Annotated in this window: 8 protein-coding genes and 1 pseudogene; 3 read left to right on the top strand and 6 right to left on the bottom strand. The window is 71.3% G+C overall.

What is annotated here, in order from left to right; genetic code table 11:
* Positions 1-75: 75 nt before the first annotated feature.
* Complete coding sequence (locus HG542_RS25665; RefSeq protein WP_218039078.1) at positions 76-1,317, bottom strand: FAD-dependent oxidoreductase; 1,242 nt, start codon at positions 1,315-1,317, stop codon at positions 76-78.
* Positions 1,318-1,672: 355 nt separating this feature from the next.
* Between HG542_RS25665 and HG542_RS25660 the strand changes: the two genes are divergently transcribed.
* The gene (locus tag HG542_RS25660; RefSeq protein ID WP_171085391.1) at positions 1,673-8,668 is read left to right on the top strand and encodes a type I polyketide synthase; all 6,996 of its coding nucleotides are present in this window, start codon (positions 1,673-1,675) and stop codon (positions 8,666-8,668) included.
* Between the two features lie 197 nt (positions 8,669-8,865).
* On the opposite strand, the gene HG542_RS25655 is transcribed toward HG542_RS25660, so the two are convergent.
* A complete protein-coding gene (locus tag HG542_RS25655) occupies positions 8,866-9,804 on the bottom strand; it encodes an SDR family oxidoreductase (protein ID WP_171085389.1) in 939 nt (312 codons plus the stop codon).
* Between the two features lie 124 nt (positions 9,805-9,928).
* Here HG542_RS25655 and HG542_RS25650 point away from each other — a divergent pair, with 124 nt between their 5' ends.
* Entirely contained in the window at positions 9,929-10,495 is a 567-nt protein-coding gene (locus tag HG542_RS25650; RefSeq protein ID WP_171085387.1) for a TetR family transcriptional regulator, read from the top strand.
* Between the two features lie 471 nt (positions 10,496-10,966).
* On the opposite strand, the gene HG542_RS34570 is transcribed toward HG542_RS25650, so the two are convergent.
* On the bottom strand, positions 10,967-11,413 hold the full coding sequence (locus HG542_RS34570) for a hypothetical protein (protein ID WP_218039077.1): 447 nt from the start codon (positions 11,411-11,413) through the stop codon (positions 10,967-10,969).
* A gap of 184 nt (positions 11,414-11,597) precedes the next feature.
* On the opposite strand from HG542_RS34570, the gene HG542_RS25640 reads away from it, so the two are divergent.
* A complete protein-coding gene (locus HG542_RS25640; RefSeq protein WP_171085385.1) occupies positions 11,598-12,179 on the top strand; it encodes a TetR family transcriptional regulator in 582 nt (193 codons plus the stop codon).
* An 83-nt stretch (positions 12,180-12,262) separates the two neighbouring features.
* Here the strand turns inward: HG542_RS25640 and HG542_RS35405 are convergent, their stop codons facing one another.
* The 3 genes and pseudogenes from HG542_RS35405 to HG542_RS25625 form a co-directional block, all read right to left on the bottom strand.
* Positions 12,263-12,397 carry a hypothetical protein gene (locus tag HG542_RS35405; protein ID WP_255316194.1) on the bottom strand — a complete coding sequence of 45 codons (135 nt, stop codon included), beginning with the start codon at positions 12,395-12,397 and terminating at the stop codon, positions 12,263-12,265.
* Between the two features lie 45 nt (positions 12,398-12,442).
* Positions 12,443-12,515 (bottom strand): annotated as a pseudogene (locus HG542_RS36315) (AMP-binding protein); the annotation flags it as partial.
* Between the two features lie 692 nt (positions 12,516-13,207).
* Complete coding sequence (locus tag HG542_RS25625; RefSeq protein WP_229922460.1) at positions 13,208-15,106, bottom strand: endonuclease/exonuclease/phosphatase family protein; 1,899 nt, start codon at positions 15,104-15,106, stop codon at positions 13,208-13,210.
* Positions 15,107-15,232: the final 126 nt, after the last annotated feature.

Genomic DNA, 15,232 nt, shown 5'->3' with positions numbered 1-15,232 from the left:
GGACATGCGGAACTGCCGGGAACCGACAGCCCGAGGAGGCCCGGCACAGGGTGGGGTCGGGCCTGGGCCGGCCGGTCAGTGCTGCGGGTGGGCGTTGCCCGTCGGCGGCAACTGCGGTGCGGGCAGCCGGTCCTGGCCGACGAGGCGGTGACCGCGCTCGGCCGATTCGCGGACGGCGTCGAAGCCGTAGTCGCGCATCTCGTCCTCGTAGGCCCGCAGGGCGTCGGTGAGCGGTCGACCGGCGGCGGCCTCGACGAGGCGGGCCGTGAGAACGCGGGCGTCGCGCAGCGCGGTGTTCGCGCCCACACCGATGGCGGGGCTCATGACGTGGATGGCGTCGCCGAGGAGCGTGACCGCGTTCGTTTCCCATGCGGTGACGGGCACGCTGGTGCGGACCGAAATCGGGAAGATCGAGGCCGGGTCCTGGCGGGAGACGATCTCCGCCGGCCCGGGGTGCCAGCCCTCCATCAGCGACAGGGTCATCGCCCGGAGCTCGGCGCCGCTCATGGCGAACAACTTCTCGTCACTACAGGTCAGTTGCTTCCGGCGCATGCCGAAGACGCAGGCCAGGTAGTCGCTGTCGTCGCTGAGCTCGATCCCGGGAGCCAGCCTCGCGGTCACCTCGTGCTGCGGCTCGCGGTACTGCACCGGCGCGAGCCCGAGGAAGCGCCGCTGCGGGCCGATGACGGTGGTCCACAGGCCCGACAGGTCGGAGGGAAGCTCCTGGGCCGCATCGCCGACGAGCGGGACCTTGCCGTACAGCAGCCGCAGCCCCGCGTCGACGACCTGGGCCTCGGGCAGACGCTGCCTTCGGGTTGCAGAGTTGACCCCGTCGGCACCGATCAGCACGTCCCCGGTGGCGCTCGTCCCGTCCGCGAAGTGCGCGGTCACCGTGCCCGATTGATCGGTCTCATAACGGGTCAACGCGGAGCCGTAGTGCACGGACTTCTCCAGCCCGGCCAGCAGGATCTGGCGCAGGGTCCTGCGGTTGGCTGCCAGGTTCCCGCCGCCCGGCAGGTCCTCCACCACCGGCAGTTCCTGCGCGTGCAGCAGGCAGAGCCGGTGGTCGAAGGAGTCCATCCGCGCGCCGGGTGTTCCGGCGGTGGCGGCGAACACCTCGAACGCCTGCGGCGTCAGCAGCGCCTTGAGCGCGGTGATGCCGTCCGGATCGATGCGGATGCGATAGCCCTGGTTGCGGAAGTCGGGGCCGGGGTCCTTCTCGTGGACGGCGACGCTGATGCCCGCCCGCTGGAGTCCTTGTGCGAGAGCAAGGCCGCCCAGGCCGCCCCCGGCGATGATGGCATGCAGATCCGACACAGTTGTGTCCCTTCTCGATCATGTGACGAAAAGGGGCGCACCGGATGTGCCTCAATGGGCACCGTACGAGCGAGTGATCGCCATCCGGACTACCTACCGGACCGTGACTTTCGTACGTCCGTCAATGACCGTAACAGACAACCGGGCCTCGTCGACCCCCGAACCGAGGCGACACCTGCACACACGCTGCGCGGAACGGCCGGGACCCGTGGAGGCCGCCGGCAGGTGCTGATCGTCACCTGTTTGAACTGCTTCCTTCCGTCCGGGAAACCCCGCCACTTCCGTCCCAACTGCCCAGGGCACAGCGGGTAGGCTGGCGCGCTGTCGCGGTCAGAGCCGTCACGAGGAGATTTCGATGGCATCCTCAACTCCCCCTCCCGGCCCTGAAGATGACCGGGAAAAAGACCCTGGATGGGCCGAGCCGATCGCGATCGTCGGCATCGGCTGCCGATTCCCCGGTGGGATCGCGGATCCGCGGAGCTTCTGGGAGTTGGTCGTCTCCGGAGTGGACGCCATCGCCGACATTCCAGCCGACCGGTGGAACGCCGATGCCTACTTCGATGCCGATCCCGTCGTTCCGGGACGGATGTTCATCCGGCAAGGCGGGTTCCTTCGTTCGGGCTTGGAGGAGTTCGACGCGGGCTTCTTCGGGATGCCACCACGCGAGGCCGCCGCGTTGGACCCGCAGCAGAGGGTGCTGCTGGAGGTGACCTGGGAAGCCTTCGAGGACGCCGGCATTCCGCCGGGTTCGACCGCCGGCCGCGGCGTGGGCGCGTACGTGGGCGGATTCACCTTCGACGCGGCAGGTCTGGCGATGGCCGACCAGAACCGGCACCTGCTCGGCGTGGCCACCCCGACCGGGGTGAGCATGACCATGCTCGCGGCGAGGCTGTCGTACACATTCGACTGGCACGGGCCGTGCTTCACGCTCGACACCGCGTGTTCCTCGTCGCTGGTCGCGGTCCACCAGGCATGCTCCGCCCTGGACCGTGGCGAGTGCGAACTGGCGGTGGCCGGCGGCGTGAACATGATGTTCCTCCCGGTCACCACGATGGCGATGGCGAAGGGACAGTTCCTGTCCCCGGACGCCCGCTGCAGGTCCTTCGACCACCGCGCGAACGGGTATGTGCGCAGCGAAGGCGCGGGAATGATCGTGCTCAAGCCGCTCTCCGCGGCCCGGCGCGACGGCGACCGTGTTCACGCGGTGGTGCGTGGCTCGGCGGTGAACCACGACGGCCGTACCCCCGGCGTGCCGGTGCCCAGCGCAGAAGCCCAACGGGGGCTGATCCGGCAGGTGTTCCGGACGACCGGTGTCGAGCCGGGATCGGTGGGCTACTACGAGGCCCACGGAACGGGCACCGCCGTGGGAGACCCGATCGAGGCGGCTGCGATCGGCGACGCACTCGTCGGGTCGGAGCGCACGCACTGGATGGGGTCGGTGAAGTCGAACTTCGGTCACACCGAGGCGGCGGCCGGGGTGGCGGGGGTGATCAAGGCGAGTCTGTGCCTGGAACATGGTCTCATCCCGCCCAATGTGCACTTCGAAAAGCCCAACCCCCGTATCCCGTTCGACCGTTTGCCATTGTGCGTGCCGACGGAGACGGTCCCGTTTCCGGCGTACGGAGGCCCGCGGCGGGCGGGGGTCAACTCGTTCGGCGTCGGCGGTACGAACGCACACGCCCTCCTCGAAGAGGCCCCGGCCGTGACGTCCGTCGGACCCGACAGAGAGGACGACGGAGAGCCGCTGCTTCTCCCGCTGTCGGCGCGCAGCGAAGGGGCTTTGCGTGCCCTGGCCGACGCCTATGCGACCCTCCTCGAACAGCCGGACGCGCCGACGTTGCGGCGCGTCGCCGGTGCCGCCGCACGACGCCGCGACCACCATTCCCTGCGGACCTTCGTCGTTGCTGCCGACCCCGGGGAAGCGGCCGGGCACCTGCGGCAGCTCGACATCGCCGCGCAACGGACGGAACGACCGGCGGTCGCGTTCGTCTACTCGGGAATGGGCCCGCAATGGTGGGGAATGGGCCGGGAACTGCTGCTGGAAGAACCGCGCTTCGCCCAGATCGTTGCCGAGTGCGACGCGGTGCTCGAAAGGTTCGGCCTCTCGATCGGCGACGAACTGCTCCGCGCCGAGACCGACTCCCGGTTGAACAGGACCCTTTACGCACAGGTCGCCAACTTCGTGGTGCAGACCGGGCTGACGGCGTTGTGGCGCGACTGGGGAATCGAGCCCGACATGGTCGTGGGCCACAGCGTGGGCGAGGTGGCCGCGGCTCACGCGGCCGGGGTGTACACGCTGGAGGACGCGCTGACGGTGAGCTTCCACCGGGCACGCCTGCAAGCGACGCTCGCCGGACGCGGCAGCATGATCGCGGTCGGCCTGCCCGTCGACGAAGTCACCCCCCATCTGGCCGAGGGCGTGGCGGTGGCCGCGATCAACAGCACGACGGCGACAACGCTGGCCGGTGATCACGAGGCCGTCGATGCCGTGGCCGAACGGTTGAGGGCGGCGGGCGCCGCCGTCACGCCGCTGCGGGTCGAAGTGGCCTATCACAGCCCGCAGATGGACGAGATCCGCGCACCGCTGCTGGCGGCCCTGGCCGGTATCCGGCCGGACCGGGCCCGGGTGCCGCTGTACTCGACGGTGACCGGCGACCGGGTCGACGGCTCCGAACTCGACAGTGCGTACTGGTGGCGCAATGTCCGGCAGCCGGTGCGTTTCGCCGACGCGTTCCGACACCTGCTCGGCCGGGCGCCCGGGGCGGTGCTCGAAGTCGGACCGCATCCGGTCCTGGCCGCAGCGGTGGACGAGGCCCTGATCGACAGCCGCACCGACGCGGTACGGCTGGCCTCACTGCGCCGGGACCGGCCGCAGCGTCGGCATCTGCTGGAAACGCTCGGCTCCCTCTACACGGCCGGCGCCACACCGAACTGGGAAGCGGTGCACCCCGGCCCGCCGGATCACCTCGACCTCCCGCTCTACCCGTGGCAGCGCGACCGCCACTGGACCGAGTCGCCGGCCTCCCGGCAAGCACGCCTGGACCACGGCGGCCTGTCCCTCGGCGGCCGGACCGTCGCCTCGGCCGACCCGGCCCAGGACGTCGAACTGGGCACGGCCGAGTTCCCGTACCTCGAGGACCACCGGATCGGCGACGACGTGATCTTCCCGGGCGCAGGGTACGTCGAGGCCGCGCTCGCGATGTTCCCCGACGACGAGCCCTGCTTCCTGGAAGACATCGTCTTCCACCGGCCCCTGGTACTCCCGCCGTCCTCGGTGACCACCCTGCGCGTCGGCTACGACCCGACGCGCAGGCGAATGAGTTTGCACAGTCGCGCCCACGCGGACGACCCCGACTGGACACTGCACACCGAACTGCGCCGGTCGTACCTCGCCGGACCGTTGCTGCCGCCGCCGCGCACGGACACCCTTGCCGAGCACGTCCGTTCGCTGCCGGTACTCGACCACGACGAGGTGTACGCACGGCTCGGCGTCGGCGACCTGCACTACGGGCCGGCGTTCCGCGCCGTCGACCGGATGTGGCTCCGGGAGGAGACCGGAGAGGTCTTCGCCGAGATCGGCCTCGGCACCGTGGACCCGGCGGGCCACCGCCTGCACCCGGTGTTCCTGGACGCTGCTCTCCAGGCGGTGTTCGCCGGGGCCCTCGTCCTCGGGGGCACCGCAGCGGCCGGTACCTACGTACCGGCCCGCATCGCCGAACTCCGCTACTACCGCGCGCCGGGCCGACGGCTGTGGGTCCATGGACGCGACCGGCACAGCACGGTCCCGGGCCGGTTCGAATGCGACCTCACCCTCGTCACCGACGACGGCGAGGTGGTCGCGGAGGTGACCGGCCTGCGCGCCCAGCGGCCGGCCGACGACAGCGCCGTGACCACCGCACCCGGGCAGCGCCTCCACTACGAACACACCTGGCGCCCCGAGCCCCTCGACAACGCCGGTGATGCCGAGGGAACTTGGATCCTCGTGGGTTCCTCGGCCACCCATGCCGGGCTGGCGCGGCGGATCACCGCGGCGGGCGGCACGGTCGTACACACCGACCTGAGCGAGGACGACTGGCCGGAACAAGTCAAGGGCTGCCGCGGCGTCGTCCATGTCGCGAGCCGGACGGACGACGCGCCCGTGTGCTCGCCCGTCGCCGAGCCGCTGCGGCTGGTGCAGGCGATGCCGGTCGGCGACGTACCGCTGTTCCTCATCACCGCGGGCACGCAGAGTGTCTCCCCCGAGGATCCGACCACCGACCCGTTCGCGGCCGCGCTGTGGGGGTTCGGGCGGGTCGTCAACGCCGAACGGCCGGAGTTGCGTTGCCGCCTCATCGACATCGACGCGGGCTCCGAGGAGGCGCTGTTGGCCGAGCTCCTCCACGACGGGCTCGACGAGGTGGCGCTGCGTGGCGGCACACGGTACGTCCGGCGGCTGGAACCGGCCGGGGACCTGTCACCGCTGCACCAGGTGACCACCCGTACCGATCTCACGCCGGTCCGCCTCGGTGTGCTGCGCACCACCGCCGACAACCTCCGGTTCGCCGCGACCGCCCGGCGGGAGCCCGGCCCGGCAGAGGTCGAGATCGAAGTCGCCTGCGTCGGCGTCAACTTCAAGGACGTGCTGAAGGTGACCGGGCTGCTCGCGCCCCGGGCGATGGAGGGCAGCCACTCGCGGGAGACACTCGGCCTGGAGTGCTCGGGCACTGTCGTCCGGGTCGGCGAGGACGTGACCGAACTGCGGCCCGGCGACGAGGTGTTCGCGCACAGCAAGGCGCTGTTCGCCTCGCATGTGACGCTCGACGCGGTGCGGGTGGTGCGCAAGCCCGCCGGGCTGTCCCCGGCACAGGCCGCCTCGTTGCTCCCGGTGGTCACGGCGTACCTCTCGCTGGTACGGCTGGCCCGGGTACGCCCGGGCGACCGGGTCCTGGTCCACTCGGCCGCCGGGGGCGTCGGGCTGGCCGCGGTCCGCATCGCCGGGCGGCTCGGCGCCGAGGTGTTCGCCACCGCAGGCAGCCGGACCCGACGGGAGTTCCTGCACGGCCAGGGCGTGGCCCACGTGGCCGACTCCCGGTCCACGACGTTCGCCGACGACGTGCTCCGCTGGACCGGCGGCGAGGGCGTCGACGTCATCCTCAACTCGCTGCCCGGGGAGATGATCCACCACAATCTCCGGGTGCTCCGCACGTTCGGGCGCTTCGTCGAACTCGGCAAACCCACCGTCGACCCCGGGCCCGCGCAACGGGCCATGACACACCACGCGTTCGACTACGACCAGCTGATGGCGCTGCGGCCGGATGACGTCCGCACGGCCATGCAGGAGGTGGCCGCCCTCTTCGAGGAGGGCGCCCTCGCCCCGCTGCCGGTCACCGAGATGCCCGCCGACCAGGTCGACAAGGCGATGCTGGCCATGGGCGGGCCGGACCACCTCGGCAAGATCGTGGTCCGCATGGCCGGTGAACCGGTCACCGTTCCCGCGTCCTCACTCGCCGGATCACCGGTCCGGCCCGACGCCACCTACGTGCTCACCGGCGGCCTGGGCGGCCTGGGGCGCACGGTCGCCCGCCGGTTCGCCGACCGGGGAGCCCGTCATCTGGTCCTGACCGGCCGCAGCGGTGCAGCGACGGCCGAGGCCGAGCGGGCGGTGGCCGAACTGACCGCCCGGGGAGTCGACGTCCGGGTCGAGAAGGCCGACGTGGCCGACCGGGCCCAGGTGGCCGCCCTGCTCGCCCGGATCCGTACCACGATGCCGCCGATCCGGGGCATCGTCCACGCCGCGGCCGACTTCGACGACACCGTGCTCGCGGACACCGACGCGGCGCGCCTGGTGGACGCCACCCGGCCGAAGGCGGACGGCGCCTGGAACCTGCACCTGGAGACCCGGCCGGACAGCCTCGACTTCTTCCTGCTCTTCTCGTCGGTAGGGGCACAGCTGGGCTCCGTCGCCCTGGGTGCCTACGCGACCGCCAACGAATTCCTCAACGCCCTGGCCCGCCACCGGAGCGCCCAGGGCCTGCCCGCCACCAGCATCGGCTGGGGCATGATCGACGACGTGGGCGTCGCGGTCAGCGGCAATGGCGAGGTCGGATCCTTCCTCCGCCGCAACGGGCACGGCGGCCTGTCACCCGAGCGGTTCCTGACCGAACTGGAAACGCTGCTGCGGACCCGCCCCGTCGAGGCATCGGTGGCCGACATCGACTGGTCACGATGGGCCCGGGCCAACCCGCAACTCGCCTCCCTCCCACGGGTCCGCCCGGTCGTACCGGCCGGCACGACGACCGACGGCGACGGGCCGGGCGCGGCACAACTGGCCATCCTCGGCCCGGAGGAACGCGCCACGCTGCTGCCGACGCTGCTCGCGCCCATCCTGCAACAGACCACCGGCCTGACCGACCACCAGCTCGGCAACGACCAGCCGGTCGACATCGACTCACTGACCGCCGTCGGGCTGCGCGTCCTGCTGCACAAGGAACTCGGCGTCTCGGTGCCCGCGGTCAAACTGCAGCGCAACCTCACCATGGCCGGGCTGGCCAGGCTGCTCTCGGACGAACTCGACCGGACGCCGGTGGACGCCCTCCAGGATCTCGCCGTCCACGAGTTCACGTCGGCGGACGGCCTGACCGTCTACGGCCACCTCGGCCTGCCGCCGGGACCGGGGCCGCACCCGGCTGTCGTGGTGTGCACCGCGGGCCCGGGCGGAGCCTTGAACGCGGACGGTGACCCCGTACAGGTCGGCGAACACCCACCGCTGCGGGCCGCGGGCTTCGCGGTCCTCACCGTCGACCACCGCGGTGCCCCTGGGCACGGCCCGGACTTCGACGCCCGTGCCGAGATGGGCGGCCGGGACATCGACGACGTCCTCGCAGCCGCCGACCACCTCGCGGGCCTCCCCGGGATCGACGGCGCCCGGGTGAGCCTGCTGGGCACCAGCCGCGGTGCGTACACCGCCCTCACCGCGCTCGGGCGCGCACCGGACCGCTGGCACCGGGCGGTTCTGCTCATGGGCCTGTACGACCCGGCACTGCTCGTGACGGCCGAACGGGAACAGCCCGGCTCCTTCGTGCCCTCGCGGCTCGGCGTGGGACCGGACCAACTGGCGTCCCATTTCGCTGCTCCGGAACGCCGGCCGCTGACCTCGCTCGGCGACGTCACCGCCCCCATGCTGATCGTGCACGGCGAGGCCGACCCGCTCATCCCCGTCGAGCACGCCCGCGACCTGGCCGCCGAGGCGGGGCGCCTGGGCCGGTCCGCGAGGCTGGTCACCGTGCCCGGCCTCGCGCACGACAGCCGGTACGACGGCGAGGAGTGGGGCTCGCTCTGGCCTCGGATCGCCGAGTTCCTCGCCGAGGGCTGAGGGGTCGCTGTGGTCCGGCTTCAGACGGCGCCCACCACGACATGCGCGCCCGCCATGGCACTGTCAAATGCCCTGCATTCCGCGGATATTGATGCCCTCGCGAAGTGCCCGCACCGCACAGTGCACGTGCGGAGGAGCCGCGCCTGTGCAGCGCTGACATGCCGGCGGGCTGCGACGGGCTCGGGGGCACGTCCCGGTCACACAGCGGCAGCCTGGAAGTAGTGCCCCTCTTCCAGGTCGTCGAGGAGCCCCGGGTGCGTCGGCTGCCACCCCAGCAGTTCGCGGGTGAGCGTGCTCGATGCCGGGCAGTCCAGCGTGAGGAAGTCGCCCAGCCAGCCGAAGTGTTCGCCTGCCTGCTCAGGGGCGACGGAGACCACGGGCAGGCCGAGGTGGCGTCCGATCACCTCGGCGACGATGCGGAGCGGTACACCCTCGTCGGCGGCCGCGTGCAGTGTCGAGCCCGCGGGGGCCTTCTCCAGCGCGAGCCGGAACAGGCGGGCGGCATCGAGCCGATGCACCGCGGGCCAGCGGGCGTTCCCCTCGCCGACGCTGCCGGAGACGCCTTTCTCCCGGGCGATGCCGACCAGTGTGGCCATGAAGCCGTGGTCGCCCGCGCCGTGCACGGTCGGCGCCAGACGCAGGACCGAGCTGCGGATGCCGCGGGAGGCGAGCGAGAGCGCCAGCTCCGCGGTGGCGTGCCGGCCCTCCGGTCCCGCTCCGGGTTGTGTGGTGTCGTTCGGGCCGATGTCGTGTCCGTCCTGCTCGGTGCTCACGCGTCCCCGCACGAGCCCGGCCAGGCCGGAGGCGAGGACGAAGGGCCGGTCGGACCCGGCGAGCACGTCGCCGAACGCCTCGACGGCGCGCCTGTCCGCCTGGACGGCGCCCCCGAAGTCGCCGGAGAAGGCGAGGTCGTGCTTGAACGCGAGATGGATCACTCCGTCCGACGCGGCGGCCGCCTTCCGCAGTCCGTCGAGGTCGTCGAGGGTGCCGTGGTGCACCTCGGCCCCGGCGGCAGTGAGGGCCGCGGCGGCGGCGTCCGAGCGTGCAAGCCCGACGACCTGATGCCCCGCGCCGATGAGCTCGGGGACGACGGCGGAGCCGATCCAGCCGGAAGCGCCAGTGACGAATACACGCATGAGAAGACCTCCTGGTGAGGCCCCCGCCGGTGCGGCAGGTCCGCGGCAACGGCAGGGGAATGTCAGTCACTGACATCGACGGTAGCACTCAATGTCAGCGACTGTCATTGGATAGGATCCGGACATGGGTCGATGGCAGCCAGACGCACGCGGCCGGCTCGAACGGGCCGCCATGGAGCTCTACACCGAGCGAGGGTTCGAGCGGACCACTGCGGACGAGATCGCCAAGCGGGCGGGCCTGACAGAGCGGACGTTCTTCCGGCACTATGCCGACAAGCGCGAGGTCTTGTTCGGAGGGGCGGGCGCGCTGCAGGCGCTCTTCGCGGACACCCTGGCCGATGTTCCCGCTTCCACAGCGCCGATGGACGCAGTGGGTACGACCCTGGAGATTGTCGCTGCCGGCTTCCGAGGGCGCCACGCGTTCGCACGACAGCGCCAGGCCGTCATCACCGCCAACGCGGAGCTGCGGGAGCGCGAGCTCGTCAAGCTCGCGTCCCTGTCCGCAACTATGGCCGACGCACTGCGCCGACGCGGTGTCAAGGAACCTGCCGCGAGCCTGGCCGCCGAGGCGGGCATCGCCGTCTTCAAGGTCGCATTCGAACGCTGGACCGCCTCGACCGGCCGCCGGAGCCTGTCGGCCTTCGTCCGGGAGGCGCTCGACGAGCTCAAAGCCATGACGGCGGGCACATGACCCGTCGTTCCCGAGCCACCACACTGTAGGGGCGCAGGCGGCGGGAACACCGGTCACCCCGAGGGCCGGGGCGGGCCCGGCCTGTCGGCGATCGGGCGTTGCCCGCAGGTGGAACTGTTCGGCGTCGACACTTCGCAGGGACATGCTCGCGATCGTCCGCGCTCTCTGTGCCGTGGTCGGTCGGCGTGGCGCGATGCGCAGGATGCCGGTGATGGTGCCCTCGTACACCACGCCGCCGGGTGCGATGGTGCCGACTTGCCGGAGGGTGTCGTGGGAGGGCGTCGGCTCCCAGGGGGAGGGAGCGGGTGACGGCTCCGGTGCGGGGGCGATCTGGGCGTAGGGGAGCCGGTCCCGGGCGGAGGTGCGCCGGTGCACGGCTCGGCCGGTTCGCGCGGCATGGTGTGGATGCGGTGGTCGGAGAGGGAGAGCCGTGCGCACCAGCCCGGCTGGGCTGGTGCGCTGTCGGCCGTCTCACCAGCGGTCGATGCCCATGGTCCGTGCCGCGTCGTGGATGGCTACGTAGTGGTAGGGCGTCATGCCCGACCGTTTGATCGGAGCGTTCTTGTCCTTGGCCCGGAATTCGTCGCGCGAGCAGGCCAGCAGGCTGGTGCCGTAGCCGACGGGGACGTCGCCGGTGCCGTGGACGGGGTGGGACTTGGCGGCGGTCTCGCTGCCGGCCCTGGCCAGGATGCTGCGGGCCTGGTTGTAGGCGGCGGCCTTGATCCTGGTCGGGTTCGCCGCTGTGCGGGCGGCCATGGCCTGGTCTGCAGCGGCGTCCGCTGCGGCAGAGCGCCCCCGGCACAGTGCGTTCACCGCCTGCTCGTTCTTTGCGCTGGTGGCACTGGCGGACGGGGCGATCACGGCGAGGGCTGCGACCACTACCGCGGCGGCCACTCCGGTGCGCAGGGCTGACTTCATGGCTGCACGTCCTTTTCTGGTCGATGAGAGTGGTGTGCGAGCTCCTGATGATGGTGCGCTCACACGCCCGGTCGCGATGACGGGCATGAGCACAACTCATCAACAGCAGAGGCCAGTTGATGCCAGTTGCTGCCGTCGAAGCTACACCTGACGTCATCGACTGTCATCACGTAGAATTCCTCCCATGGGCCGATGGAAGCCGAATGCGCCTGGGCGGCTGGCAACGGCCGCGTTGGAGCTCTACAGCGAGCGCGGGTTCGAGCAGACCACCGTGGCGGAGATCGCCAAACGGGCCGGACTCACGGAGCGGACCTTCTTCCGTCACTACGCCGACAAGCGCGAAGTGCTGTTCGCAGGAGCCCCCGCGATGCGGGAGCTCTTCGTACAGGCGGTCAGCGACGCCCCGCGGTCCGCGGCGCCGGTCGATCTGCTGGTGGCGGGGTTCGACGCGGTTTCCGAGATGTTCGCCGACCGCCGAGAGGCCGCGCGGCAGCGGCAGAGCGTGATCACGGCGAACGCGCATCTCCAGGAGCGCGAGCTGATCAAGCTCGCCAAGCTGTCGGCCGCGCTCGCCGAAGCCCTGCGCCGACGCGGCGTCGCGGAGCCGACCGCGACCCTGACCGCCGAGGCGGGCGTCGTCGTCTTCAAGGTCGGCTTCGCACGCTGGATCGCGCCGGGCGAGGAGCGGGAGATGGCGCAGTTGCTGCGGGAGACACTGGGCGAGCTCAAGGCCCTGTGGCCGCGAGCGGCCAGTGAGCGGATGTGAGGCGAGCGGGCTGAGCCGCACCCGGGGACGAGTGAGCCCCGGCGGTCGGCAGTGACCAGATGCTTGCGCAGCCGGGGCAGCCGTCACGGGGTGGCCCGGCTCGGCGAGTTGGGCAACACTCGCGTCCGCGCAGGCTCGCCGTACTCGTCGATTGCGTCGGTGCCGGGGTAGATCTCCACGGCGGCGGGAACGTAGCGGCCGACGAAGCCCATGTGCATGTCCCGGGTGCGGCCCTCGTGCGGTGGGAGGCGTGCATGACACGACGTTGCGGTGCTCCACCTGGACGCCCTTGGGCCGGCCGGTGGACCCGGACGTGTAGATGACGTGGGCACGATCCAGGCGATCCGCTCCTCGGGATAGCCGGGGTCCGCGGGAACGTAGGCTGCACCGGCCGTCCCGCCCCGGCTCCCGGGGCCCCCGTCCCCGCTGTGGATCCGGCGGCCGCACCGCTCACGCCCGAGGCGTTGTGGGCAACCGTGGGCGACAACGCACCGGCCGACACCATGTGGGTGACCGAGGCAGGAAGCAACGAAAACGCGATCTTCAACTGCATCCGGCCACGCGGCCGGTTCTCGCTACGGGGTGGACGCGCACACCGCCCACGACACCGATGAGCTGGCGAGCCTGCTCCGTTCCGGAACCGCCGACCGTGAGCGCCCCACACTCATCACCATCCGCACCACCAAGGTCAGCGTCTGGCCAGTGCCATACCTCGCCGGCCCGGCCGGGCCGGCTTCGGTCCGCCGGGTTGCCCGCGCGACCGGCTCGTCGAGGTGTTCGTGGATTCCAGTGTGGACGTCCTCGCCACCCCATACGGAGGTGTAGAAGCCTTCGACGTCAGCGGAGTTGTAGTAGGCCCGGGCCGCATCCGCTGCATGCGAGGCTTTCGCCTTCGCCCATGACGGAATTCTCGTCATGGCTCAGAGAGAACAAACCTTCCGGGATGGGCGTGTGGGCAGAAGCGGTCGAGTCCGGCGAACGGGCCGCCTGGGCCCGCGCGTACGGGGGTCCAGGCGGCCGGTGGGTTTTCAGGGGCTGACCGCATTCCAGCGTTCGGCCGGGATGTCCTGGCACTTGTAGAGGTTGACGACGCCGTGGTCGGCGTCGGGGGCGAGCAGGCACAGGTGGTTGGCTTCGTTGCGATAGCGGATGGATCCGTCCGGGTATGCCTCGGCGAGCCAGCGCTGGCCGGCTCCGGCGACGCCGCGGGCGTCGTCGCACGTGTAGAGCAGGGCGCTTGTCCGGGTGGTGGCGTGGACGTCCTGGCTGCCCAGGCACTGGTTGGTGCCGCTGAGGCTCTGGATGCGGACCAGGTTGTCGCCTTGGCTGATCCGCTGGATGTTCCAGCCGAAGTCCTGCTTCTCATAGAACAGCCAGTAGATCCACCACGAGCGGGGCGGTGTGGGCTGGGTGTAGACGAAGGTCCCCGGAACGTTGCCGGCCCGCCGCAGCCGGCCACCGAGCCAGGAGGATTCCAGGCGGATGTTGTCGCCGGTGGTCTGCCAGTTCGCAGGGACGGATGCGGCGTTGTCCCACCACAGCTGGCCGGCGTCCTGGGTGCACGGCGCGGCGGCCACCGTGGCGCCGGTGGGCGTCAGGCAGAGTCCGGGGTTGGCCACGTTGCGCCAGCGCTGCGGTCCGCCGTTGTCGTCGTTCCAGGCCGGCGGGTCATCGAGGTGGGCGATGGTCCACTGCGCACGCGGGTCGTCGCACTTGCCGGCGACGACCGGAGTGGTCGCGGCCCGGCGGACGCTGGACGCGATCGCGATGCAGTCTCCGGTATCGATGTTCTGTAGGTAGTGGGTGAGCGCGCCGGTGGTGAACATGCCGAAGGTCTGGTTGCCGTTGTAGCGGGCCTCCCCGACGGTGATCGTGCGGTTCGGGTTCTCCTGCAGCAGCCTGCCGGTCGGGGCGGCCAGCACGCTGTGGTAGACGTGGGACGGGCGCGGTGCCTGGACCGGTGGCGGGGTGCGGGCGAACTCCACCGGCACGTGGTCCGAGCCGCCGCCCCGGGGAACGGTCGCGTTGAACCCGCCCGGCACGCCGCGCGTGATCGCGTAGTCCAGCTCGCTGGGCTCGTCGCCGCCGATGTACGTCACCTGCCCCGTGCGCAGCAGCGTCTCGTCCGCGCGCAGGTGGAGCGACAGGTTGCGGGCGTCGGCGTCGGAGCGGTGGAGGATGTTCACGTTGAAGTCGCCGACCAGCACCCAGCTCCGGCCGCGTTGGTCCGGCGTGGCCATGAAGTCGCGGACCTGGGTGAGCAGTTGCTGCACGTCTCCGCCGCGGGCGTGGGTGTTCCAGTACCAGGTGCTGCCGAACCGCAGGCCGAGTAGGGGGCGTGCCCGGTAGCGGTTGTTGGGGGCGTTGGGGTCCGGGTTGTAGGCCGGGTTCTCCAGCACGCGGACCTGAGCGGCCGGGGTGTCGGTGACGAACGCCAGGTTCATCTGGCCGCCGTCCCAGGTGTCCTGGTCCGTCCCCGTGACCCGGCGCGGGTCGGTCTGCAGGTAGTACACGTAGCGGTTGCTGCCGTTGGGGCCGCCCGCCCAGGTTACCCGCTGGACGGAACTGGGCTGGGGGCTGCGGTTGGGAGTGAGCCGGATCTGCTGGAACTCGTTGCGGTTGTTGTCGTGCGCCGGCAGCGGCGGCCCGGCGCCGGCTTCCTGCAGTGCCACCAGCGGGTTGGTCGCGGCCAGCCGCGTGACCTCCGAGGTCCAGCGTGAGCCGTTGTCGGAGCCGTGCATGTTGTACGTGGCGAACGGCGAGGATCCGTCGCCGTTCACGGCGCGCGCCGTGCCGGTGGCCGTGACGATCCCCGCGCAGGCCAGCAGAAATGCCGTCATCAGGGACGCGAGCGGGCGTAATCGCCGGGCTCTGCCCGGCGGGTGGGCGTCGGCGCCGGTGCGCCGGAGAATCCGGTGAGCGTGCATCAACGTTCCCTTCTGTCGGGACACTTGAGAGCACTGAGCCCGGTGGCCGGCCGGGAGCCGGCCAGCGGGACCGGCGTCCAGCCTGGCAGTGGCGAACAGGTTTGTCACGACCTTGTTCGCAACGAA

It is taken from the genome of Streptomyces morookaense (assembly GCF_013030945.1).
Taxonomy (GTDB): Bacteria; Actinomycetota; Actinomycetes; order Streptomycetales; family Streptomycetaceae; genus Streptomyces; species Streptomyces morookaensis.
The sequence above is the reverse complement of the archived record's forward strand: the minus strand, read 5'-3'. Positions and strand labels throughout refer to the sequence as shown.

Coding starts and splice junctions, on each gene's coding strand:
- HG542_RS25660 (WP_171085391.1), top strand. CDS start 1,673: ATGGCATCCTCAACTCCCCCTCCCGGCCCTGAAGATGACCGGGAAAAA.
- HG542_RS25655 (WP_171085389.1), bottom strand. CDS start 9,804: ATGCGTGTATTCGTCACTGGCGCTTCCGGCTGGATCGGCTCCGCCGTC.
- HG542_RS25650 (WP_171085387.1), top strand. CDS start 9,929: ATGGGTCGATGGCAGCCAGACGCACGCGGCCGGCTCGAACGGGCCGCC.
- HG542_RS34570 (WP_218039077.1), bottom strand. CDS start 11,413: ATGAAGTCAGCCCTGCGCACCGGAGTGGCCGCCGCGGTAGTGGTCGCA.
- HG542_RS25640 (WP_171085385.1), top strand. CDS start 11,598: ATGGGCCGATGGAAGCCGAATGCGCCTGGGCGGCTGGCAACGGCCGCG.
- HG542_RS35405 (WP_255316194.1), bottom strand. CDS start 12,397: ATGCACATGGGCTTCGTCGGCCGCTACGTTCCCGCCGCCGTGGAGATC.
- HG542_RS25625 (WP_229922460.1), bottom strand. CDS start 15,106: ATGCACGCTCACCGGATTCTCCGGCGCACCGGCGCCGACGCCCACCCG.